This is a genomic window from Vibrio sp. 10N.222.49.A3 (assembly GCF_041475145.1).
Lineage (GTDB): Bacteria > Pseudomonadota > Gammaproteobacteria > Enterobacterales > Vibrionaceae > Vibrio > Vibrio tasmaniensis_A.
Window position 1 is genome coordinate 1 of the sequence record NZ_JBFRVM010000006.1, and the last position, 25,059, is coordinate 25,059.

Annotated in this window: 15 protein-coding genes and 6 pseudogenes; 1 reads left to right on the forward strand and 20 read right to left on the reverse strand. The window is 43.9% G+C overall.

All coding sequences use genetic code 11. The features are described from left to right. Positions 1 to 19 precede the first annotated feature (19 nt). From AB4589_RS00525 to AB4589_RS00615, 19 genes and pseudogenes are all read right to left on the reverse strand, one after another. Positions 20 to 1,057, reverse strand: a pseudogene (locus AB4589_RS00525) (efflux RND transporter periplasmic adaptor subunit); the annotation flags it as partial. Between the two features lie 100 nt (positions 1,058 to 1,157). After that, positions 1,158 to 2,036: a LysR family transcriptional regulator gene (locus AB4589_RS00530; protein ID WP_017097827.1), complete on the reverse strand. Its 879-nt coding sequence runs from the start codon at positions 2,034 to 2,036 to the stop codon at positions 1,158 to 1,160. A gap of 216 nt (positions 2,037 to 2,252) precedes the next feature. Further along, positions 2,253 to 2,911: pseudogene (locus AB4589_RS00535) on the reverse strand (sugar transferase). Positions 2,912 to 2,920: 9 nt separating this feature from the next. Further along, complete coding sequence (locus AB4589_RS00540; RefSeq protein ID WP_372099091.1) at positions 2,921 to 4,108, reverse strand: glycosyltransferase family 2 protein; 1,188 nt, start codon at positions 4,106 to 4,108, stop codon at positions 2,921 to 2,923. Continuing rightward, positions 4,105 to 5,203: pseudogene (locus AB4589_RS00545) on the reverse strand (glycosyltransferase). Before AB4589_RS00545 ends, AB4589_RS00540 begins: the two are co-directional and overlap by 4 nt. A 378-nt stretch (positions 5,204 to 5,581) precedes the next feature. Further along, positions 5,582 to 7,005, reverse strand: a pseudogene (locus tag AB4589_RS00550) (GumC family protein). Then, positions 7,002 to 8,120: a glycosyltransferase gene (locus AB4589_RS00555; protein WP_372099092.1), complete on the reverse strand. Its 1,119-nt coding sequence runs from the start codon at positions 8,118 to 8,120 to the stop codon at positions 7,002 to 7,004. The pseudogene AB4589_RS00550 and the gene AB4589_RS00555 overlap by 4 nt, the downstream one beginning before the upstream one ends. Further along, positions 8,113 to 8,898, reverse strand: coding sequence for a DapH/DapD/GlmU-related protein (locus tag AB4589_RS00560; RefSeq protein ID WP_371727769.1), 786 nt, complete (start codon positions 8,896 to 8,898; stop codon positions 8,113 to 8,115). Before AB4589_RS00560 ends, AB4589_RS00555 begins: the two co-directional genes overlap by 8 nt. A 92-nt stretch (positions 8,899 to 8,990) precedes the next feature. Further along, positions 8,991 to 10,367, reverse strand: coding sequence for an O-antigen ligase family protein (locus tag AB4589_RS00565; protein ID WP_372099093.1), 1,377 nt, complete (start codon positions 10,365 to 10,367; stop codon positions 8,991 to 8,993). Positions 10,368 to 10,624: 257 nt separating this feature from the next. Next, on the reverse strand, positions 10,625 to 11,731 hold the full coding sequence (locus AB4589_RS00570; protein WP_372099094.1) for a glycosyltransferase family 4 protein: 1,107 nt from the start codon (positions 11,729 to 11,731) through the stop codon (positions 10,625 to 10,627). Beyond that, positions 11,712 to 13,223, reverse strand: a complete 1,512-nt coding sequence (locus tag AB4589_RS00575) for a sigma-54-dependent transcriptional regulator (protein WP_372099095.1) — start codon at positions 13,221 to 13,223, stop codon at positions 11,712 to 11,714. Before AB4589_RS00575 ends, AB4589_RS00570 begins: the two co-directional genes overlap by 20 nt. A 221-nt stretch (positions 13,224 to 13,444) precedes the next feature. After that, on the reverse strand, positions 13,445 to 13,849 hold the full coding sequence (locus AB4589_RS00580; protein WP_372099096.1) for an Hpt domain-containing protein: 405 nt from the start codon (positions 13,847 to 13,849) through the stop codon (positions 13,445 to 13,447). A gap of 390 nt (positions 13,850 to 14,239) precedes the next feature. After that, positions 14,240 to 15,472, reverse strand: coding sequence for a glycine betaine/L-proline ABC transporter ATP-binding protein (locus AB4589_RS00585; RefSeq protein WP_372099097.1), 1,233 nt, complete (start codon positions 15,470 to 15,472; stop codon positions 14,240 to 14,242). Next, positions 15,465 to 16,364, reverse strand: coding sequence for a proline/glycine betaine ABC transporter permease (locus AB4589_RS00590; RefSeq protein WP_102249948.1), 900 nt, complete (start codon positions 16,362 to 16,364; stop codon positions 15,465 to 15,467). The genes AB4589_RS00585 and AB4589_RS00590 overlap by 8 nt, the downstream gene beginning before the upstream one ends. Before the next feature lie 147 nt (positions 16,365 to 16,511). Continuing rightward, entirely contained in the window at positions 16,512 to 17,504 is a 993-nt protein-coding gene (locus tag AB4589_RS00595) for an ABC transporter substrate-binding protein (protein WP_009846760.1), read from the reverse strand. A 581-nt stretch (positions 17,505 to 18,085) separates the two neighbouring features. Beyond that, positions 18,086 to 18,775 carry a tyrosine-protein kinase family protein gene (locus AB4589_RS00600; protein ID WP_017097837.1) on the reverse strand — a complete coding sequence of 230 codons (690 nt, stop codon included), beginning with the start codon at positions 18,773 to 18,775 and terminating at the stop codon, positions 18,086 to 18,088. Beyond that, positions 18,775 to 20,874 carry an SLBB domain-containing protein gene (locus tag AB4589_RS00605; RefSeq protein ID WP_135382557.1) on the reverse strand — a complete coding sequence of 700 codons (2,100 nt, stop codon included), beginning with the start codon at positions 20,872 to 20,874 and terminating at the stop codon, positions 18,775 to 18,777. The genes AB4589_RS00600 and AB4589_RS00605 overlap by 1 nt, the downstream gene beginning before the upstream one ends. After that, a pseudogene (locus AB4589_RS00610) lies at positions 20,871 to 21,707 on the reverse strand (OmpA family protein). Before AB4589_RS00610 ends, AB4589_RS00605 begins: the two are co-directional and overlap by 4 nt. A gap of 62 nt (positions 21,708 to 21,769) precedes the next feature. Next, a pseudogene (locus AB4589_RS00615) lies at positions 21,770 to 22,099 on the reverse strand (STAS domain-containing protein). A 311-nt stretch (positions 22,100 to 22,410) separates the two neighbouring features. On the opposite strand from AB4589_RS00615, the gene AB4589_RS00620 reads away from it, so the two are divergent. Then, entirely contained in the window at positions 22,411 to 23,253 is an 843-nt protein-coding gene (locus tag AB4589_RS00620) for a DNA ligase (protein WP_372099098.1), read from the forward strand. A gap of 163 nt (positions 23,254 to 23,416) precedes the next feature. Here AB4589_RS00620 and AB4589_RS00625 read toward each other — a convergent pair whose 3' ends face one another. Beyond that, positions 23,417 to 24,787 (reverse strand): MATE family efflux transporter, encoded by a 1,371-nt coding sequence (locus AB4589_RS00625; protein ID WP_012603959.1) that lies wholly within the window; start codon positions 24,785 to 24,787, stop codon positions 23,417 to 23,419. Positions 24,788 to 25,059: the final 272 nt, after the last annotated feature.

Sequence of the window (25,059 nt, forward strand, 5' to 3'; positions counted from 1 at the left end):
TCTAACTGGAGCAGATCAATTCAACACACACAGCGTTTTTGGACATAGAAATCACATCCACAGTCACGCCATGAGCTTGTTCATTTTTAACCGTGAATACTTGCTCGATACCCGTTTGATTGACTAACGCAGAATATGGCAAACAGAAATTACTGCTCGCTTCTCCAAGTTGAGTCGTCAATGTGACCGCTTTTCCAGGCAATACCGATTTGTCAGTGGAGTCGACATGGTAAGTAACCGCATAGGTCTGCTTGATTGGGTGAGGTGACGTCGAAATTTCAGCGGCATAACCAATTAGTTTAGTCTCTGAACCATACCAATCTATGACAGAACTTTGATTTGGTTTGAACTCATGAATCAAATTTTCAGGTACTTGAATTTTAACTTCAAGTTTATCTGGATTGTGGATTGTGAACACCGAGATGCCCGGCATTACTTGTTCGTACTGGTCAAAATTTGATGCCGCAACCACACCATCGAAAGGGGCGAGCAATTGTGTATAACGAATCGAATCTTTCGCACGGCGTATATTCTGTTCTACGACTTTAACCGCTGCTTCACTTCGCTCGTACCCGCTAATAGCACGGTCTAGGTTAACATCGGCAATCGCATTATCAGCGATGGCTTGTTTTACGCGTACAAGTTCGGATGTCGCCAATTTGTGTGCAGATTTAGCTTCAAGGGCTCGTGCTTGTAACTCTTCTAACGCGACTTGATAGTCATGAGGGTCTAATTGCGCAAGGGGTTGGCCTTTTTTTACTGAATCACCAACAGAGACCATCATATTTTGAATAGTGCCAGGCACACGAAACGCAACGCCAGCCGTTTCCGATGATTGTATCTTGCCAGTAAAAGACTTTTCAGCCGTATGTGAAAGAGGCTCAAGTTGAATCACTTGAATTGGTCGAGCTTGTTTTTGAGGCGCAGTCGCCTCAGAGTCATTACAGCCAAACAGGGCGGTTAAGCTTAGTGCAATGACTGTATATTTGAATATAGGTGTCTGTTGAAAAGTAGACGAACGTTGAAAAATAGATGAATGTTGAAAGATAGGCTTCATGGATTGCTCCTCTTGAATTTATGAAGCGATTCTATCTTTCTATTTCGTTAGGATAATCTAGCCTGCTCGTGAAACACTGTCACAATATTCATTACAATAGTTAGAGTTTCGGAAGTTCTTGTAATAGAAAATCAATCAAAAGCTGTGCTGAATGGCTTAATGCTTTACGCTGAGGGTAGAGCAACCATGCTTCTTCTTTTTGAAGATTGTCGTCGGGGAATAGGTTAATCAAGCTACCGTCTTTGAGTTGATGTCGCACTAAAAGTTCTGGTAACAACGCGATACCTCTATGTCGAATAACACCGCCTTTAACAAAGCCAATGCTGTCACTGACGACCGAAGGTTCTACTTTGATGGTGTGATCTTTGATGTCCCATTCTTTATCGATGTCCCCACTTGGCCACCTGAAGCAAACAAATGGGTAATTAGTGAGCTCTCTTAGGCTTGAAGGCTTGCCTTGTTTCTCAATAAATTCAGGGCTTGCTACAAAAATACGTTGAAGAACCATCACTTTACGAGCAACCACGTTTGCGTCGCTCAACGTACCACCATGCATAGCGAGGTCTAACCCTTGACGGTACATGTCGACAAAGCCGTTACTAATGTTGCGAATATCAAGCTCAACCTTAGGATACATATCTTGGAATTTAAACAGAGTCGACTGCATGATATCGCTGGTTTCAGGCAATAGACCAATCTTAATTTGTCCGTGTGCAACCTCTGACAGGTTGGAAGCGACATGGTTTGCTTTGTCGAGCGCACTTAATGCATTGAGTAGTTCTTTGTAATAGAGCTCGCCAGATTTGGTTAAGGAGAGGCTTCGTGTGGTTCTAAAGAACAGTTGAATGCCGAGAGACTTCTCAAGGTCGTTAATTCTACGGCTAACGTTAGCTCGCGGAAGGTCAAGAGCATTAGCGGCGGCAGTAAAACTACCCAGTTCGACAACGGTAGTGAACAACTTAAGATCTTCGATTTTCATAACAACGGCATTTAATCGTTTTTAGAACAGTATGTTGGCATCGTATACCAATTGGATTTTAAAATCGAAGCGTTCTTGGGTTTGGCTTGTTTTAAGACAGTAAAAAGCCAGCTGACAAATCATTATCAAAGCTGGCTTTGTGTTCGCATGGGACAGACTGCTCTATTTTTCACCTTGGACTAGACAGCTTGTTCTTTCGCCTCACACCATATCAGTTTAACGACCTCGTCCATCGACCATTACTATGATTGTTTTAGAAATGATACTGAGATCAGCCACAATCCAAGATTTCATAGAGCACAGACTCAGTGCATAACTGTGGTCAAAGCCCACTTTACGACGTACATCATCAATACAGGTATCATAACCTTGATTTACTTGTGCTAGCCCAGTAATACCGGGCATTACGCCGTATGTGCGGTCAGCAAAGTAGGGGATTTCGTTCTCTAGCTTGGTGTAAAAAGTAGGGCGTTCAGGACGTGGGCCAATTAGAGACATCTCACCTTTCAATACATTGATCAGTTGTGGCAACTCATCAAGACGCGTCTTTCTTAAAAATCGGCCAACGGGTGTGATTCGTGGGTCATTCGCCGTAGCCCAAACGGCACCAGAACGCGTTTCTGCATCTTCGTACATACTACGGAATTTCATGATCTCAAAGATTTCCATTTTCTCCGGTGTCGATTTACCAACACGCAGTTGACGGTAGAAATCGGGCCACGAGAAGTGAGTACAATAGCCATCGCAATCAATGGAAATACTGGCGCTAGCAAAATCAAAGCAATCAGTGAACTGACGAAATCGAAAGTACGTTTAGCACGTGAGATTTTGTATTGGTATAAGTTTTGGGTAGATAGCTGTTCAATGTTCATCATAATAAGTCCTTAATGATTCGCTCGTGTCCAAGGTGAGTTTTCTAGCCCGACTAGGTAACGAATGCCACCAATGAAGTTGGCATAGTGTCCAACTATCAAATAAGAGATTAATGAAATAGGTTTATTTACGAGACGCTTTGGCAAGATGCAGCCAAGTACGCCAATGGTATACACGGCAACTTGAGCCCATAACAACACTTCAAATACCAAGTAGTTGTTAAGTAAGATTGAGCACACCAAGCACACAATCATTAAATATGGAGTGAGTAGACGAAGTCCTTTTCCAGAGAAGAACGCAAACGCGATGCCTTTGAACTTCGGGCTGAACAAGCCAAACAATCGAATCGCTTGTTGCATGTTACCCGCTGAAATACGAAGTCTCCTTTTGAAATCTGTTTCTAAATTTGATTCTTCTAGTTCCAGTGCGACCATTTGTGTTTCGTATTCTGCGATGTAACCTTGTTTAACGATTCGCATCGGTAGGATGAAATCATCATTAATAGTGTTGAGTGGAAGCAGTTCGAACAGGTGTGTTCTAAACAAGTAGAAAGCGCCATGAGAACCTAAGCTCGAACCTAATGAAGCTTCTGACTCTTTAACGGTGGTTTGATACTGCCAATAGGTATTTTCACCTTCGTTACCTGTTGGGCAAAGCTGATACGTTGCGTTTACCACGCCAACCTTGTCACTTTCAAAGTGAGCGGCGGCAATAAGTAGCGCATCCAATGAAATAAGGGCTGAAACATCACTCAGCGCCGTGATGTCGCTGTTTATGCTTGTCACTTCTTCATTGATAACCGCAACTTTCCCTCGGTTGGTTTTGTGGTCATGTATCTCGAAATAGATATCGCTGCACATTGCTTCTTGAATCGTCATTTGAGCGATTTTTACCGTGTCATCAGTACAACCATCACAAGCAATAATCACTTGTAACTTCTTTTTTGGGTAATCGAGTGAAGCAAGATTACGAACTTTATCTGCGATCCATTGTTCCTCGTTAAATGCCGGTACAAGAATGGTGATGGTGGGTAACGTACAATCTTGCTTCTCATCTTTGTAACAACGATGACTCTCTTCAATTTGACGTGCTGGGTGGCTTTTCGCATACCAGCGTAGTAGTAAAGGATAGGCTGCGTGATGATAGACAATTAACGCACCTGAAAACAGACAAAGTCCTGCAAGTAACCAATCGATCATGCGTATGCTCCTTCTGAGATGTCGTTGTAAGACGAAACCATTTTGATGATATCGAAGTTGTCGAGAACGTAACGACGAGGTGACAAAAAGCGTTCATTTTGTTTTTCTAATAGCGCACTGGCTAATCCGGCAATGCTGCCACTTTTGACGAGGGAACTGCTGATGGGACATAAGGTTTCGTCAACCGCACCGACATTCATCGCGACGGTTGGAATGTTACATGCTTGGGCTTCGAGTGTAGAAAGAGGAAGCCCTTCGTGGCGTGAAGGTAGGCAGAAGGTATCCAGCGCTCCGTAAAAGGTAGTCATGTCATCCACTAGGCCGAGAAAGATCACACGGTCGCTGAGATTCAAGCGGTCAGTGAGTTGTTAGTTGATTGCGTTTTGAACCATCACCAGCCAGTGCGACAACGGTGTTTGATGGCAGTAGAGCAAGTGCCTTAATCAGCTGATCTTGACCTTTCACGTGCTCTAAACGCCCCGCACAACCAATGATGTATTTGTCGCTTGGTAGGTTGTGCTTTGCTCTCGCGTCTGCTTTTGACATCGGTTTAAACTTCTCACAATCTACGCCGTTTTTAATCGTGATGATGTTTTTGTATGAAAACGCACAGCGCAATTGATTGTAAACGCGTGTTGCATCGGCCACTAACGTTGGTTGAGCCGCTTTCAATGCAAGGGCTTGTAAGCGACGACGTTTGTTGTTGTTCAAATGCCAAGCATCATGTTCAGTATGAATTCGAGTTGGAACTCCGGTCACGCGAGCCGCATAGCCAGCATAAAGTAGGGGGCCAATATGGTGGGTATGAACCACATCGGGTCGAATACCGTTAAATGCTTTCATCAATTTGATGATGATACTGAATTGTACGCCTGGTGCTTTGTCCAAAAAGACGATTTGATTTTGATACTGCTTTAATTTAGGCCAGTTGTTGATCGAGTCTTCTTTTGTCCCTTCTAAACTGACAATCAACACTTGGTCTGTTGGTTTAGCAAGGCGCAGCAAATCTAACGTTAGGGTTTCTAATCCGCCGGGAGCGAGGTGTTGAACAACGTGTATGATCTTTTTACCGTGCTTCGTTAAATGCGTATTCATAATTTGGACCCTGCCTTTATAATTCTTGTTTCGCCTTTCTGACATTTGTCTTGAAGTCACTTCTTTAAAACGTTTAGCTACACAATGAGATTGCAGGAGTTGTGCCAATTAAATAACCTTTATATTTCAACCATTTAAAGCATGGTTCTATAGGGCGTTTTTTGTTTCTCAAAATGGGAATCAAAACAAAACATCAATGAATAGCTATTTGGAGCATAGGGCTTGGGTTAATCGAAAGTAGCGTTAGAACTTGAGGCTTTAGACAAAAAAACGCCAAGCGAATGTTGGCGTTTAGTGTTAGGAAGCTAAAAAGATAAGAAGAAGCTAAGAAGCTACGAGGCTACGAGGCTAGCAAGTTAAAAATGCTTTTGAGGCTGACTAGCCCATTTTAGGTATCACCGTTATCACAGGGACACCTAAGATCTCTTCGATTTCGTCTTTACGCTTGATTGAAGAGTCAAACAGCTCGAACAATACCGCCAGACCAATGCCCAATCCGATGCCCGCAACAAATCCAGCCAGAATAAAGATAAAAGTCGGCATGTTAGATTTCATGCTAGGCGTGAAAGGCAAATCGATAATCTTCACACGTTTGTTTTGCTCGAATACACCAAGCGAACCCGTTAATTGAGCCATTTCATAACGCTCTGTCAGTTCATCGTATAGCTGACGCTTGATTTCAACTTGGCGTTTAAGGCGATACATCTCTTTTGCATTTTCACCGAAGTTATTCGCCTTGTGTTCTAATTCGAAAATCATAGTACGAAGGCTTTTCGTTTCTTCAGTTAAAGACTCAAAGCGAGCGCGAACCAGTTGTAAACTGTGTAGTTGGGTGACTAAAAGAGGTTGGGTATCCGAAAGTTTGTTCAGTGTCGTACTACTTGCAATGTCCCAAAGCTGGTCGCTGTTCATCGTAGGTTGGGTTACATCGAGCAAACTCTTTCTCTCATTTTCAAGTCTGTCTAGTTCACGAACTTTAGCTTGTACGGCACTGTGTTTGTTTGTGTATTTGGCTTGAAGCAGAGCCAGTTCACTACGAATATCGATGATCTGATCTTCTATTCGACCTATCACAGGGTTGGTTTTTGAAAGCTGTTGATCGATTGACCCTAAGCTTTTTTCAACACCGGATAACTCGGCCTCTTTTTCTGCGAGTGTTTGTTTGAGTGACGCTAAGCGATTCAAACTTTGGCTCTGTACCTCAGGCGTCGAATGAACATTCTCATTCATGTATAAGGCAAGAGCTTCTTCTGCTACTTCAAGTTCAGCACTGCGTTTATCTATATGAATTTTCAAGAAGTTACTCGAGTCTTCAATCGACGAACGTTCCGGAGCGAGCAATTGTTCAATAAATGTTCACTTACCGAACGAAGCGTCGCTTCCATTCCATCTGGCGTGTTTGAGCTTAAGCTGATTTTTAGAAAATCTTTTCCAAGCTGAGTCACCGTTAGACGTTGAGATAGGTCAGTAATGATCTCTTGTTTCTCAATTTCAGGCATATCGGGCGTGGTTAATTGCAGTTCATCAGCGACCGAGTAAAGCACATGTCGACTATGAAGTAGTGTTCTCAACGCGTTAAGGCGGTCTTTGAGCATGGTAGAAACGGCAATGTCTTCCAAGAATGGATTCATTTTGGCCGTTTCTTGAATCAACATACTGGTATGCGCGTCATATTTAGTCGGGGCCAACTTGCTCACACCGAAGCCAACAAAGGGCAAAATAAAGATTGGGAGAACAATAACGTAGCGTTGGCGCCACATGGCATTTAGGATGACTAGTAAGCGCAACTTAAGATTATTCATAAAAGCTCCAACATCCAATGTACGAAGTTACCACGGTTCTGCCAGCTCTCTTGTTCGACGACAGAGATTGGTGAATTGCTCAGCTGGCTTGCATGATCAAGCGCCCAAATCATTTGGTTTACACTACCAACTGTGGTGACATGTTCTTGATATGGCTTTAATGCTGGGAATTGAGTTGTGATAATTGGCGTGCCGGCCGCAAGGTACTCCATTAGTTTGAGTGGGCTACAAGCTCGGATCTGCTCGTTATCAACAAACGGCAACAAGCTCACATCCCAGTGTTGAGAATAGCTTGGCAGCGTATAGTGCGGACGTGGGCCAAGGTAATGTACGTTACTCAACTCAGGCAGCATGATCGTATCAAGCTCATTTGGGCCAATAAATACAAAGTCCCATTCCGGCATTGCTGTCGCGACATGATCAATCATTTCATAATCAAGCCACTTAGAAAGGCTGCCATAAAAACCAGCAATAGGGCGGTGGTTGCTTGGTAAATCTTTTGCTCTTGGTGCAGGTGTAGAAAATAGCCCGACATCGACACCATGTGGTAAGAGCTGAGCTTTCTCGCTAGGGAATTTGTCCATCAACTTTTCACTAGCAGCGAAGATCAAATCTGATTTTTCAATGAGTTCTAATTCATGCTTTGCGACCGTCTTGTGGTCTACGCCCGCAAGTGCACTAAAATCATCCCCACAGTAATAAACAACCGCTGACTCGCCTAAGTGTCCGCACAGATCAACAGCAGTCGGAAGAGAACTCCATAGGATAGGCGCGTTAAGGTTAAGCTCGGCAATCACTGGTTTTAGTTGGTGCAACATCATTTGCTGAGCCAACTTTCTAGAAAATTTAGAAGCAGGCGCAGGGATTGTCTTTAAGTTAACGATAGTAATGTTGTCGTGTCCCTCAGAGTCGAGCATGTTTTGAGTAACGGCTTTGGTTTTGCCAAACAATTTGTGGAACGCTCGGGTGGCATCTTTAGCTGACAGCTTCGGTTGTCTTAGGCCAATAGAGTTGACCCATAAGACTTTGTGTTGCTTAGCAAGGTGACGCACTAAATGTTGAGTTGATGACGGTAGGCCGCCAAAGTCTTCACCAAATACGATTAAATCACGCATGGTCACCTCCATGAGTCTCTAATGAATCGAATACATCGGATTCAGTCACTTCAACGGATTTAATCTGTCCGACTACTCGAGCTGGGTTACCACCTGCGATTGCAAAGGCCGGGATATTCTTTGTTACCACGCTTCCTGCGGCTATCACTGCACCTTCGCCGATAGTTACGCCGCCTTTTACAGTTACATTGGTTCCTAACCAAACGTCAGGTTCAAGAATGATGTCGCCGATTTGCTGAGGGTCATCACCTTCACCTTGCGCTCGCCGTTTTGCATCTAGCGGGTGACCAGAGTATCCAAATAGAAAGGCGCCGCCAGCGATTCGTACGTTGTCAGAGATAACCACTTTACCTCCAACAGCGATAGTCGACTGCCAACCAATGTCGACGTTGTTGCCAATCGACAATAGTGGGTGTTCCAAGCCTTCAAGTGGCTGAGTACAACCAGAGAATGTCGTGTGGCCAGATATACGGCAGTTGTCGCCAATCGTAATTTGTACCGGGCCGCTGACGAAAGGCAGACCACCATACAAGTAGAGGCGTTTACCACACTGAGCGACACGACCTTTGAAAGCCGGTGTCCAGTAGAAGAATCGAGTAAAGCCAGAAACCAAATTCGCCACTAGCTTGTGCGCTTGATATAGGCAACGATTAAGTATTTGAGGGGTAGGTAGCTCTGCGCTTCTGATGTCTTTCAAAATGAAAAACACATTTCTAATTCGAGAATTAGGATGAAACTTAAGCCAATGTTTGAATTGATGTATAGATACTGACGTCATAATGAAAATCCTCTATTTTGTTATATAGAAGTACTTTCATATACTGTGCCATTTAATAAATATAATATTTTCAACGAGTTAAAATGTGGGTTTTAGGTTTTCTCATTTTGACAGGCAGTTTGAGATACGTTAGAGACGCAAACTGTGAGCGCTGCGAGGATATAAATCGGCCAATTGAAGCCTTGAGTCAAAAACGTACCCGACACGATTGTTCCAATCAGACCTGCATAGATCGCACAGGCGACCGCATTAAGTTCAGGTGCGATTTCTGTAGTTGATTTTTTTAATCTGGTGAGTGTGGATCGGGAGGTTTTGATCAAAGAAACGATAAGGCAGACAAAAATGATAAGACCAATGAAGCCAGTCTCTGCTAACACACCAAACCACGTACTGTGCACGGCGTGATTCAGTCCGTCCCAATGCGAACTGTAAAAGAAGTAGTTCGAGAAGAAGTTGTTCAACCCTACGCCAGTCAGTGGATTCTCAACCGCCATTTTTACTGCCGCTTCCCAGGCATATATTCGACCCATTGCAGATTCATCGATACCTTGTTCAGCGGCACCACCAGAAGCTCTGTCTGAGATCCCAGCAACTAAATAGAGCGCCACGGCCGCGATGGTTCCTACGGAGATTAACAGGACTTTAGAACGAACTAGTTTCCACGCAAAAATACCAATCACCGCAATACAACCCAGTAATCCGCCACGGCTTTGAGTCGCAATAATGGCGGCGAGCAGTAACAAACAGACTAACCCGCTGATTAAACGTTTGGACCGTGAGATGCCAGATGTGGTGGCTTGGCTTATCGTAAAGGCAAGGGGGAACATCAGTACCAGTGCTAAGTCGTTAGGGTCACCTAACATAGAGCCAAAATCGCGTCCAATAGTTACGCGCGAGCCTTCAACAAGCCCAATACCATTTACTGAGTTGTACACAGCAATAAAACTGACTAAAGCGCCGGCGTAGATAATCGTCATCGCGGTTTTTGCAAGATTTTCCGTGGTGTTTACTAACCAAGTAATCGCAAGCGTCATGACGATGATTTTCCAATAAACACCTTTGAATTCTGCAAATGCTATGGGCCTGTTAGACGCGAAGATAATACCAATGAAAACCAATACCCAAAATATGGCGAGCCAATTTAAACAAGGGTGCCAGAAGATTTTTAGCTCTTTACTGATTAATGCATGCCAGAGCAGAGCGGACAGGGCTCCTAATGAAAGCATCAGCGGTATTTTTAACGAATAGAGTTGAGGTATGGCTTCGTGAATTCGGAAAAATGAAAAGACAACGAACAGTAGAACTAGCCAGAATGTCTTGTTTAACACGAATAACCCAGCTAATGGCACAAGAGCGAGCGCGACAATGACAGCAGGGTGAGGCACAAAGTACCAAACAATACCAAGCCCAACACACAAGGTGCTGATAGTGATGATGACTGGCAATCTATTGGCTTCAGGGGTGAGCATTGTAATCTCTATTGCTGAGTAAACTATTCATGGCTGCTCTCTATCGTATACATTTGAAAGTCGTATTGACGCCTGATGTTAAAGATTGCAAAGCGAGTGCCAGTTATACATTTCATTTAACCAGCTGATTTAACGATGGATTATTGAGTAAGACTATAATCTTAAGTTGAGATTTGTCATTTTGAGAATCAGTATAAAACTGACTAGAACGGCTAAATTATCAAGCTAAAATAACCAGTTATCTACTAAGACTAGGATTAACGATCGAGTTGGTAGATTTCCAACAACTTCGGGACAACAGCATGTGGCGAATATTGGTGTTTGACCGTTTCTATCGCGTTACTTCTGAGATAGTCACGTTGTTCAATCGACAATGATATCCACAAAGATAAAAACTGTTCTAGTTCAGCTTCTGAATTGGCGAGGTAGCCGTTAACTTGGTGCTCGATGAGTTTAGGCAAGTTACCAACTGAGGTGGCGAGGACAGGAATGCCGCGAATCATGGCTTCTAATGCCGCCATAGGTAAGCCTTCAAAGCGGGAAGGGATGATTAACAAATCGATTTGGCTCCAAACGTCGTCCATATTGGTTTGATGCCCATGAAAGGTAACATTATCAGGCTGCGATTTAACTAACGCTTCCATTTCTGGCCCGTCACCAAAAAGCTCAAACCGAACATCAGGAAACGGTTTGGCTAATGCGACAAATCGATCTGGCGCTTTTTCGTGGCTTAATCGTCCCACAAAGCCAACATGGAATGGGCTTGATGAAGGGGACTTTGTTAATCCGGTTGGGACCTTAACAAAGTTATTCAATTGATGGGTTTTACTCGGCACTTTCGCTTTAATCTTCTCACTGACTACGAGCGACTGATCAGAAAGAAAGCTGCTGTAACGGTCGAGCCAGTCATAAAGCCATACTTTGCCTGTTGGGGTTTCACCTGCATGATAAGTGGTGATTTGTTTGGTGTTGTTTAAACGAGGTGGGAGCTTTATTAGTTTGCTGACCAAACTGGCTTTGTAACCATGAGCATGGATAAGTCTTGGCTCATAATAATGAGCTGCACGTTTAAGCTGTGTCGCGCTATTGCCGCTTGGATCTGCAGAGTATGAGGCTAAATCGGAGAGGTAACTATAAGGGATGCTCAGCGCATTCAACTTTTCAACGATGATCGCTTCAGGATTAAACTTAGTCAAAAGAACGATTCGAATAGCCTCTGAATACTGAGCGCTTTCAGATATCAGGCCTTGTGCTAACTCTAAAACATGCGTTTCTATGCCTCCAAAAGTTTGGCTGTCGATCAACAGCCAAATCTCGTGAAGGTTTACGTTGAGTACACCTTGGCTAGGCTTGATTGTACTCATCTTCCGATTCCCAAGCCTGCTTCTTACGGTAAACGGTAGAAGGGCTAAGTTCTAATAACACAGCAGCGTTTAGCACATTCCCATCGCAATGATTGATGGCATGTTGAATAGCTTCGCGCTCTATTTGCCACATTGGACGAATAGCACCTTCGCTTGTTGTAAATGCGGGCGTCATCGGATCGTTGTTAGCGGGGACAACTGAGGATTGATCCAACTCTTCCTGTGTAATAGGTGGCAACTTAGCTTCTGGTGCTTCCACAACAGCAGCTTGGGGTGCAGCTACTCGAATAGGTGTCACTGATTTCGTGGCTTGAGCTGCGTCTACTTTATTAATCGGAGGCGGTAACATGTCTTTGGTCACGCTCGTTTCATTGTTCAACACCACGATGTTACGGATGATGTTTTGCAACTGACGTACGTTGCCCGGCCACGCATAACGTTTAAGTAGATTCTGCGTTTCTTTGTCTATTGATTTGAACTTCTTCTTGTCTTGCTTCGCGTACAGCTTCAAGAAGTGATTAGACAGGGTGACAATGTCACTTCCTCGTTCACGAAGCGGTGGCATCTCGATAGGCACAACGTGAACACGATAGTAAAGGTCTTCTCTAAAGCGTCCTTCTTCTACCTCAACCAGTGGATCGCGGTGGGTCGCACAGATAATTCTGACATCCACTTTAATCTCGCGGTTGCCACCGAGTGGGGTAAACGTCCCAGTTTGCAAAAATCGTAGGAGCTTCTTCTGCATCTCCAGTTCCATTTCACAAAGCTCATCGAGAAATAGGGTGCCGCCATGCGCTTGCATTGCGGCACCTTTACGGTCGGTTGTCGCACCGGTAAATGCACCTTTAACGTGACCGAAGATTTCACTTTCCATTAGGTCTCGAGGGATAGCACCACAGTTAATAGCAACGAAGGGCTTACCGTTGCGCTGGCTCTCTTGGTGAATCGCTTCCGCACAGACTTCTTTACCCGTACCACTTTCACCGTTAATAAACACGCTGGCGGTAGTTGGTGCTACCGAATCGATGATTTTGTAAACCGCTTGCATAGGTAGGCAAGAGCCGATGAAATTATGAAAGCGGTCACGATCGAACTTGCTTTGCATGTCATCGACAAGGTTCTCTAGCTTAGCTCTTTTTAGATGTAAGCGAACAGAAGTCTTGAGTCGATCGGCTTGAATGGGCTTCTCTAAGAAGTCTTCCGCACCGCGCTGGATGAGATCTACAGCAATGTTTACTGAGCCATGTGCTGTCGCGATAATGACGGCGGTCGGTATTTCGTTCGTACTAATCCAATCTAAGACTTCTTCCCCTGGCATGTCGGGCAACTTAAGGTCAAGAATAACAAGCTGTGGAGAGTGCCTTTCAATGAAGGTCTTAGCTTCCGCGCCGGTTTCGACGTGGAAGATATCGTAGGGCTCGTCTTTTACGTACTGCTTGTAGAGTACGGCGAGTGAGGTGGAGTCTTCAACTAACAATACCTTAGGGCGCATTGTGTATTCCTTTTGAAACTTTATCCTAACCAATCAATAACATAGTGATATGGAACCATCAATACGAGTCTTGTGTATTTGTTATCTACCGCATGCAATCTTTTAAGGCGCGGTGTGTATAATTTCCCGCATTGCTACTCATACTGGTTCGCATCTTTATGGGGACTATATTAATAACGACTATGTTGAGTTTTTATCTGATGCTATATGAACATCCAAAGTTAACTGAAGCCTGCCTGTTTCCTGTCAAGCAAGGCTTTGATTGAACGCTCTGCGAGTTCTAGTAATTCGTCAACTTGCAGAAATGCCGCATCGTGACTCTGTTCTAGACACTGCTTCTCTAAAGCGCGAGCTAACTCACCCAAAGGGCGATTACCTAATGAGAGTGCGGTGCTGCCAAGAGTATGAACCTCAAACTCAAGTGTTTGAGCGTCGTGCTGAGCGAAAGCCTCTTTTATGGCGACCAAGCGTGTTTGTGATTCTTCGACATAATGGTCGATCAAGATCGGGATAATATCCGCACTTGTATCTCGAATCATTTGCTCTAGAACGCTTTCATCAACAAGCTCGCTAACTTCTTGTGAGTTTAGATGTGCAGCTGTGTCTGACGCTAAAGTGGAATTCATCAAACTAAGTCCTTTTGTTGAGCTTAATATCCGTGAGTACTATTAAGTTTTAGTCATTTTCTAGAATAATTTCAACTGCTTGCCTTATAAACAAAGCAATTAATTGCCTTCTCGCCCGAATTGCCACTATGTTTGTGACAAACCTAACGAACTGATTTAAATTTGTTTTCTCTTATGAAATATAAACTTAGGCACCTATTAGCCTGGGTACTTATAAGCTTAAAGGGGAGAGTGCAGGACAAAGCGAGGCCGATACAAATAAAAAGACCACTGCAGTTAACTAACAACAGTGGTCTTAGAGTAGGTTAAGTCGTTTAGGCTAATCTAAATAGCTATATAACCAAAAAGCGATAATTTAAACAGCCGTGCTTTAGATAACGAAAAGTAGAACTACGAAGCTTTATCAATCTTTGGCTTTGGGTCGGCTTTTACTTCTTCCTCGCTACTTTCAGAGAAGATATCAGCAACAGCGCTTCTCTCTAGTTCACCTTTTAGGTTACCGTCCTCATCAACAACCGGAAGAGAATAGTCACAAGACATAGTGTCTGGTAGCACTTCTTCAATCACCGCATCAGGCAAAATGGCTGGAACTTCTTCGTATATCTCTTCACTGAAGTCATGCACCGATGAATCTTCAACTGCATCCTGTAGGCTCTCTTGTGTGACTAGACCTTGATAGCCTTCATCCGTTACGTGATAAGCGTAGTCATTTTTCAGCATCTTCATTTGTGCCAAAGCACCTTCAATCGTTTCAGATGTGATTCGATAGAGAGGGGGCTGCATAACGGTTTCAACGGTCAATGCACGAGCACGGTTTACGTCTTTAACGAATGCCTCTACATAGTCATCGGCTGGATTCAGCAGAATCTCATGTGGTGTACCTTGTTGTACCAACTCGCCATCTTTCAAAATTGCGATTCGGTCGCCGAGACGAAGTGCTTCATCCAAATCGTGGGTGATGAAAACAATCGTCTTATGAAGCTTCTCTTGCAGTTCAATGAGTTGATCTTGCATTTCACTTCGAATCAAAGGATCGAGCGCTGAAAACGCTTCATCCATTAATAAGATTTCAGCATTAGTACACAGAGCTCGAGAAAGACCAACACGTTGTTGTTGACCGCCAGAAAGCTGGGCAGGGTACTGCTTGCCGTAACCTTTCAACCCCACCGTTTCTAACCACTCATTGGCTTTCGCTAAACGGTCTTCTTTTTTGATACCTTGTACTTCCAAACCGTACGCAACGTTTTCTACCACGGTGCGATGAGGCATTAAGCCAAAGCGTTGGAATACCATCGACATTTTATGACGACGGAACTCTTCTAATTGCTTGGTATTGAGGCTCATCACATCGATGCCTTCAACCATGATTTTACCTTGAGTCGGATCTATCAAACGGTTGAAGTGGCGAATCAAAGTCGACTTCCCTGAACCAGAAAGCCCCATGATAACGAAGATTTCGCCACGGTTAATCTCAAGGTTAATCTCTTTCAAACCAACGGTATGACCCGTGTCAGCAAGAATCTGGTCTTTGTGTTCGCCGTTCTGAACTCGGTTCATAACAGACATCGGTTTCGGTCCAAACACTTTGTATAGGCCACTAATCTCAATCAATGGTTTAGTCATGCTTGAATCCTCCTAAATGCGCATTGGTTCTTCTTGCGTACGCCTGCGAAGCGCGGTCAAAAAGGATTGCTAGGGCAACAATGGCGAAACCATTCATCAAGCCTAATGTGAAGTATTGGTTGGTAATGGATTTAAGAACCGGTTGTCCTAAGCCTTTAACACCAATCATTGATGCGATCACAACCATAGACAGTGCCATCATGATGGTTTGGTTGATACCCGCCATGATCGTTGGCATCGCTAACGGTAGTTGAACACCCCATAAACGTTGCTTTTTGCTCGCACCAAAAGCGGTAGCCGCTTCCAATACTTCTTTGTCGACTAAGCGTATGCCTAGGTTGGTTAAACGAATCACAGGTGGAATCGCGTAGATAACCACGGCGATTAGCCCTGGAATCTTACCGATGCCGAGTAGCATTACCACTGGGATCAAGTAAACGAATGCCGGCATGGTTTGCATGATATCAAGCATCGGCGTAACGATAGATTGCGCTCGATTCGAACGAGCCATCGCAATGCCAATCGGAATGCCTAAGAATATCGAAACCAAGGTACACACAGTGATGATACTAAGCGTACGCATGGTGTCTTCCCACATACCAAAGTAACCAATAAGGAGCAGGGAAGCGACACAACCTAAAGCCAGTTTCCAAGAGCGACTCGCGGCGTAGACAAGGCTTGTACAAACAGCGAGGACTATAATCCAAGGGGTTGAGATAAGAAGTTTTTCAAACCAAACCAGGAATGAAAGAAGAGGGTCAAATAGAGATTCAATCATTTCACCGTATTCACGAGAGAATTCACGGTATGCGCCATCTAGCGTCTTTTTTATGGTTCGTAAATCAGCGCGTTCCATCTCTGGAAAGGTTGATAACCAATTGGTGTCAGCCATTTTATATCCTTATAGTTCGGCGCCACTTGTTCATACGATGAGGTAATCGCCTATGAAAAGGGCTCCGAATCATGAATAACATCAAGTATAGCGACGTTATTTCCGTATTATTGTTGAAGCGTAATTGCTTGTTGTTAAACCAAGCTTTTACAGTTCGGCTTCAACTTTCTTAGCCACTTCTTCAGAAACCCATGGGTGCCATACTTCTGGGAATTCACTCAAGAAATGCAAGCTCGCTTCTTCACCATCGGCTTGATTGTCTTCCATCCAAGCAAGCAGCGAGTTCATTTTGTCGTTTGTGAAACCACGTTTAGTGAAGTAGTCATAAGCTTCAGGAGCACGTGACGCAAAACTCTCAGTGGTGATAGTGTGAACGGGTGAAGGCGGGTACATGGTCGCTTTAGGTGAATCACAGTCTTCTTTGGTGGTACAAGTTAAGAACTCTTGTTCATTAACACCACTACCAAAGTCAACTTTAACCATGTCGTATTTGCCTAGAACGGCAGTTGGCGCCCAGTAGTAACCAAACCAAGCTTCTTCGCGCTCATAAGCTTTTGCGATAGAGCCAGATAAGCCGGCACTCGAGCCTGGATCAACAATCGTGAAACCACTGTCTTCCAGCTCAAGAGCGTTAAACAAGTTTCCGGCACTGATCTGACAGTTCCAGCCTGCTGGGCAACTGTAAAATGCTGATGTATCTGGGTCTTCAGGGTGCTTAAATAAGCTAGCGTTTTTACGTACACCTTCGATGGTTGCCATCTCTGGGTATTGTTTAACTAAGTAAGCTGGAACCCAAAAGCCTTCTTCACCGCCATTCACAAGTGCTTTACCTGCATAGCGAAGACGTTTTTCTTGGACACCCTTGTCCAATGCGTCTTTTAAGCTGTTGCTCCAAAGTTCAGGTGCAACATCAGGCTGGCCTTTTTCAATCATGGATGTGCCTGTTGGCATGGTGTCGCCAGGGATAAGTTCGGCATCACACCCATAACCATGTTCTAGGATGAATTGGTCGATATTGGCGATCAGTGTTGCAGAGTTCCAGTTCATATCTGCGATTGTTACGCTGCCACATTCTCCAGCGTTAGCATTACCGCTGGCTGCTGCTACTAACAAAAATACGGAGCTTAACTTGTATTTCATATTGAGTTTCCTTTCTCTTTAATAATACAACTAAGGTAACCAAGGTAAATTGATTATCTAAATTGCTCGATGGTGATCCTTTCCGTGTATTTGAACCATTTGAGCAGAAGGAGGGATGGGTGAAGTTTGAATAGATAAATGTGCAAAGTCAGTGAAGTGTGATTTGCCAATTCATCCACTGTGTTTCAACAGCCATCGGATAACTTTGTCAAACTATTACAAATTCGTCAAAAACCACCTCTATTTATAATCTTAGGGAATAATCGTACGAATTCCATCTTTGATGCGATTTACATGGCACTTTAACCGTCTGTGTCACATTACCGATAAAGTTAGGCATGGGCGGTTGATTCTTGAAGGGTTTTAAAGGTGGTAAGACCACGCTCGAAGTGTGTGAAATGCGTTGAGTGGTTTTTAAAATCGTATTTTTAACAATAATTTCGCCAAAAACACCCAACTTGGTTTTGGGGTGTTTGGGCGTAAAGTCCAATAGGCACGGTGGCTGTCAGGATTTACTGACAGCCATACAGTTGCACAAGAAAGCTATAGTTGTACAAAAAAGCTATCGTGGCGCAGAAAAGTTACATCGGTAGGTTTAAAAACTCATTTTGGTAAAGCTTATTGGCCAAGCTATCGCGAAGTTTAGTTGGAAGGAATTTCATGCGATTGATTTGTCTTACCAACTCTTGTGCAAAGCTAGGTGTTTGTTTCATGTTCATCACACAACCCATAAGATTGATACTCTGCGCATCAAGCAGCTTTTTCGCTTGTTCTAGGTGGTGAGTTGACGTTTCACCATAGGCGACAACCATCAATGTGCTGTCACAGGCACTCGCAACAGACTGTGCGGGGATATTCCCTTTGTTAATATTGAGAAGCGGTGAGGTATCAATGATGACTCGATCGTATTTCTCTAACCATTTGTTCACCACTTTTTGTAATGTAGTCGGATCTTTATAAGCCAATTGCGTTGATGCGATTTGTGGAGCAGGGACACCGATAAACGTACGATGAGACTCGACATGTTCAATTAACTGTCCCTGTTGATTGTCTTCCAACATGTTCAAATCTTTAAAAGCAGGATTGTATAAGTTGAGGTCAACATAAAGCGTAGAATGACCAGCAAGGAGAAAACGTTCTGCTAATGCAGTTGCAATAGAGGTTACCCCGTCACCTGAATGACAGGCAGTCACGCAAATCGATTTCTGTCCGTTAAGTTCAGAAGCTAGATACAGTTGTTCTACTTCTGCTTGGATTGCTGAAATAGTCATTATAAAGCTCCTATTAAGACGATCATTGTTGTTAGACGTAGTATGTCTTCTAGACCTACACGAGCTTTTTCCATAAAGCTCTCTCGGCGATCTGGGATGTAGATAGTGTCACCAGCGCGCAGTACTGGTAGGTTATAAATGTTGGCTGTTTTGCTGAATTCAACAAGGTCGAAGGTACGAGCTTGACCTTGGCAACAAGACATATTCACAATGGTAATTTTCTCTACGTAAGCGTTATCAGTAGGGCCCGCCGCCTCTGCCAATATATCTAAAATGGTCATGTTGTCGTTGAACACATAACGTCCTGGGTTGTTAATCGCGCCAAGTACACGAACGGTTTCTTCTTTCGGTGTATCTAACCAGTTTTTACCTTTCTCTGGGATATAAATAGTGTCACCTGTGGTTACATTTGGCAGTAACGATTCGTCACCGGTTTCGAAGTACAACGATAAATTGAGTTTGCTTACTTTAGAGTAGGTTTTATCACGGTGAGTCACACGCACGTTGTGTATATCGGCATCCTTAGTAGGCCCGTCAGCTGCAGACAAAATGTCAAGAAAGTGCATGTCTTTGGTGAAGCGGTAACGACCCGGTGCATTCACTTGTCCAAAAATGTAGATCGAAGCATCAGAGCTTTGACGTACCCATTGAGATTTATTGTCTGACGGATCTTGTGGTAAGTCATGGACACGGACGATAGAGCCTGCACGAATTTGTGGCATCAGATCTCGTGGTGCACCATTTCTGATGAAATCATCAAGATTAAACACAACCAACTTTCTACCCGTTACGACTTCAATTTTCGATGTGTCAGCGCGTAGCGTGGGGCCGCCGACGTGTGCCAATAATCCCATAAAGTTCATTTCATCTGACCATTCTATACGACCAGGTCGATTCACCTCACCGATCACGTTAACCGCTCGGTCTGGTGCAATCTTTAACCAAGATTTCTCGTTCATGTCGGTTTTCTCAGGAACAAAGATCGCGTCACCGGCTTTAATATTCGGTGGGTTAGAGTTAGGCAAGCCTTCAGTGTAAGCCGCTAAATCGAATTTAAGTACTCGACCATCCGCTTTGATTACGCGTATTTGACGCGACTCTGCAAATCGAGTCGGGCCCCCGGCATTGGCAAGGATATCCATGAAGGTCGCGTCTCTCTTTCCTTCAAAAGCGCCAGGGGCAGCGACTTCACCCATAACGTAAACCATGTTTGCGCCGGATTTGATCTCTTCCTCTTGCTTCGGCACAAAAATGGTTGCACCTGGGCGTAAGATTGGAAGTAGGCTTTCGTCACCAGAATCCAAATAACGCTTAAGGTTGAACAGCGTAGGCGTATTATTTGAAATTACACGGATTTGTTCAACACTGGCATAGCGAGTTACCCCGCCTGAACGCATTAATACGTCGACAAGGTCGGTGTTCTCTTTGTAAGTGAACGAACCCGGCGCGTTTACCTCACCAAACACTTTAATCGAATTGCGAGAGTCAGCACTGTCACCTGAGTTTGCAAGCTTTGCTGCGTCAAACTCTTGCTCGATGTTACCGACTAATGGGGAAGCTGGAACGAATAATGAATCCAGTGATTGCAGAGTAGGTAGTGTTGATTCATCACCTGAATCAAGGAATCGTTTGTAGTTAAACTCTTTCTTGTCCGCACCTCGCTTAAGTATCAATTTGTCCAGTTGTGCGCCGGGACGTAATCCACCTGCTGCGTAAAGTGCCATTTGGATACTTGAGCCTAACGCCAGTGTGTATTCACCGGGTTGTTCTACATAACCTTGCACGTAGATGATAATTTGCTGCTCTTTTACATATACAGAAGCGTTTGAAAGATCTTTGTAAGCGGTAGCCAGTGACTCTAAAACGACTTTGTTAAGTTGTTCACTGTTATAACCCGCAACAAATACGGCGCCCACTTCAGGAAGGGTAATGCGGCCACGTTTATCCACTTGGAACCCTTTGTTCAACGTACTTTCACCGGGTACGTTAACTTGGATAAGGTCACCGACTTGAACCGCGTCTGAAAACTCTTCGTTAGCATTTACGAGGTTCGAAAGGCATAACGATAGGGTGATGATAAAAGCGATCAATAATTTCATAATCCACCTCCCATTTTCTCAGCGTTCTTAGGGGAGATAACTTCGATACTCACTCTGCGGTTGGTTAAACGCGTACCGTCTGATTCGCCTTCAAAAAGAGGAACCGTTTCACCAACAGACACTGCTTTGATTCGCTGAGCACCTAAGCCAAAAATAGTTAGGTAGCGTTCGACTTGTTTAGCACGTCCAAGTGCCAAGTCATCGTTATATTCTTCGGTACCCGTGGCATCAGCATGGCCGGTAACAACAAGGTCTAGAGATTTAGGTTCTTTCAGTAGCGTCGTTGCCTCGGCAAGTCGTCCCATGTATTTGGGATTGACTTCAGTAGAGTTTTCCGCGAATTGGTTGTCAACATTAAGCAGGTCGTACAACTGCTCGATAACCGACAATTGCATTCTAAATTGGTTTTCATTTTTTGGTGGTTCACAACGGGCTTGTGACGTCACGTAGTCCAGTTGAACTTCAAGTTCGTTTAAGCGTTTTCTTTGAATGACTAGGTCGTTAGCCGCATCTAGCAGCAGGCCACCTTGTAGTTCGCGAGCGATACGATTTTGCTTTTCTATCGCTTGCACAACAGCAGCGGGGAAGCACCAGCGGGCGCCTTATTGAATCAAGGCATCAAGATGTAATTTGGCCAGTTGCCAATCAAAACGTAATCCGTGTTCAGGACCAAGAGGTTCGTCTGGCATGACAGGAGAAAAGTCGGAATTTTGGTAATTAATAGAGTCATAACTTTCAGCCAAGCCGCCAGTGCCTTGTTCAGGGTAGCTAGTACAGCCACCTAGAACTAAAGCAGACAGAGAAAGGGCTATGTAGCTTTTCAGTATTTTCATGCCAACGTCCTATGTTTTTACTTTTTATTATTATGTTTTGTTACTTCTAGCTTAGTGGATCTTCATGAATTTGTAGGATTTTTTGAATTTACTGGGATAGCGTGGCCAATACGTAACAAGTTCATAATTTCAAGAGGCTGACCAGTCACATTTTCAAGTCGCATGTTGCGTTCGCGTTCAGTTAGGCGTTTGAACATTTAAACAATCGCGCCAACACCAGATGAATCTAAAAACTCAACTTGGCTAAAATCGACTTCGATTTCAGGGTGGCCGTCATTTGAGATTACATCGTCAATATCAGTCTGAGCATCACGGCTTCCCGCTGCGTCTAAATCACCGAAGATAGAAAGAGTTAGTGTGGTTGTATTCAAATCAATCTTACGTAGTTCCATAGCGATATCTCCTTTTGAGTATGTATGGACAATTGCACTGAATGTGCCAACTTTTATATTTATATTTTTCAACAACTTAAATCGACTGCTAATCTCTATCTCATATTGAGAAAGTTGGTTTCTCAATATGAGAACTAAAAACGGCGGAACATATGAGAGCCATAAGCCATTAATTTAATGAATGAAAGTAAAGGTTAGATAAGGTTGATGAGTTGATCGCATCTTCTAGCAAAGATTGTCTAACTGTGTGTTAGAGCGCTTAGGATTAAAGGCATTTGTTGACCACTACAGATATTAATACGGAGCAGATGATGAGATTAACCAAATTGGCGATAGCCACTCTATGGGCGTGTTCGCTTTCTTCTCATTCATCCTATTTACCGCCTGATCATCTGGTGCTCGCAAACACATACCAGCAAGGCATTGATGTGTCTGAATACTGGAAGAGTGAAAAACTCGATGGGATTAGAGCGCTGTGGGACGGGCAGCATCTTTATACACGCAACGGGAATCGCATATACTCACCGAAGTGGTTTACAAAAAACTTGCCGAAGGTACACCTTGAAGGAGAGCTTTGGGCAGGAAGAGGCAAGTTCCACTTAGTCCAATCCACCGTCCTCGATCACACACCTAGTGATGCTGCGTGGCGCCAAATAGACTTGATGCTGTTTGATATGCCAGGAGCTACTGGCGATTATCAAAAGCGCTATTACAACATATTGCATTGGGTGAGTGTGATTGGAGAAACTCATGTCAGCTACATCGAACATCTACCGATTCAAAATGAAAAAGCTCTGTTTTATCAATTAGACAATGTCGATGAACGCAATGGCGAAGGTTTGATGCTCAGAAAGATCACCAGTCGTTATCAAGCAGGTCGAAGCAATGACCTGTTAAAACTAAAAAGGCATCACGATGCAGAAGCCACAGTTATTGGCTACAAAGGCGGGACAGGGAAGTATAAAGGGATGATGGGTTCAATTTTGGTTCACACGGAAGAAGGGGTTGAGTTTTATATTGGAAGCGGGTTCAGTGATCAAATGAGACTTGCGCCACCTGAGATCGGCAGCCGTATTACCTTTCGCTACAACGGCTTTACTCAAAATGGAAAACCCAAGTTTGCGCGCTTCGTTAGAGAGAAAAGTGAATATTAAGGCACATACTGCCGACTGATGCGAAATATCGCCCTGTAGACAGTCTCCGTACAAAAATATCTACACATAAAACAGTATTAATTGATTAAACGAAAAAGAGCCCTGAATATCAGAGCTCTTTTTCGTATTCGATATCAGGGATACCGGTTGAGTGAGTTAGAACTCAGCGAGAGCTAAATTCTAACTGCACATCGTCGTCTTGTTTGTGCATCCAGTGCAGACGCATACCTAGCATAATAGCTGCTGACGTTAGACCGACAATGAACCCAACCCAGAAACCGTGCGCGCCCATAGGCTCAACAATCCAATCTTTCATTCCTAAAATGTAGCCAATAGGAAGACCAAGCAACCAGTAAGCAACGAAAGTAATGTTGAAGATCGAACGCATGTCTTTGTATCCACGCAAAGCCCCTGCAGCGATAACTTGGATTGCGTCAGTACATTGATAAACTGCAGCGAACAATAGTAATTGCATTGCAACAGTAATTACCGCCGTATTCTCTGTGTACAGTAACGAAACTTGCTCTCTGAATAGTACCGTCAATGTAGCTGTCATTAAGGCTGTGACTAAACCAACAATGATTCCTACGTGTGTCGCGATTTTCGCTCCTTCAGTGTTGTTTTCACCCAACTTATGACCAACACGAATACTCACAGCGGCACCGATACTCATTGGTATCATAAATATCAGTGACGAGAAGTTAATTGCAACCTGGTGTGCGGCGACAACCAAAGACCCAAGAGGGGCAACCAACAGAGAAACAACAGCGAATAGCGTCACCTCAAAGAAGATAGCAGCGGCAACTGGAAAGCCTAGTTTAAACAAACGAATTTGTGCTTTGAGCTGAGGCTTGTGGAACGTACCGAAGATATTGATTTTAGCCAAACGCTTTGATGTTAAAACGTAAGCGAACAGCAGAGCAAACATCACCCAATATACGATAGCCGTTGCAACGCCACAGCCAACACCACCCAGAGCGGGAGCGCCAAGCTTTCCGTATACGAACATCCAGTTAAGCGGGATGTTTAATAGCAAGCCAATAAAACCAATCACCATTGCAGGCTTAGTTAAAGACATACCATCTGTAAAGCTTCTCAAAGTTTGGAACAACAAAAATGCAGGAACCGCAAACATCACCGCATTCATATAACCGATGGTTTTTTCTGCCATGAGTTGTTCTATGTCCATCCACTCCAATATCAGTTGTGTCTGAAAAAGTACGCCAATGATTGGAAGGGAGATGACAAGCGCTAAAAACGCACCTTGTTGAATCTCAAATGGAATTTTTACTTGTCTACCAGAACCATGAAGTTGTGCAACGACAGGAACCAACGCCATCAACAGACCAACACCAAATAAGATTGATGGTAGCCAGATACTTGCTGCAATCGAAACCGCCGCCATATCGATAGCACTTACACCACCGGCCATTACGGTATCGACAAAACCCATTCCAGTTTGTGCAACAGATGCGATCAATACTGGGGTCGCAAGTTTGATTAGATTCGAGGATTCTTCTTTGTAACGATGCACAAACAACTCCAAATAAGAGGGAAAATTAGAATAATAGTGTAGGAAAGGACATTCTGAAGGAATCAGAGACAATGATCTTAAGCTTCCACTGGACGAATCATAAAGAAATGTCACAATAACTGCTATGAAAAACTGTTATTAGGGCGTGTTGATCTTTCGAGCTGATTTTTGCAGCGAGTTGCTGGGTGTTTATACAAGGCAGAGGCTTCGATGTGTAGCTAGCCTACATGAGAAGCCGATAACGTAGTAGAAATGACCAGCAAACGCTGCCC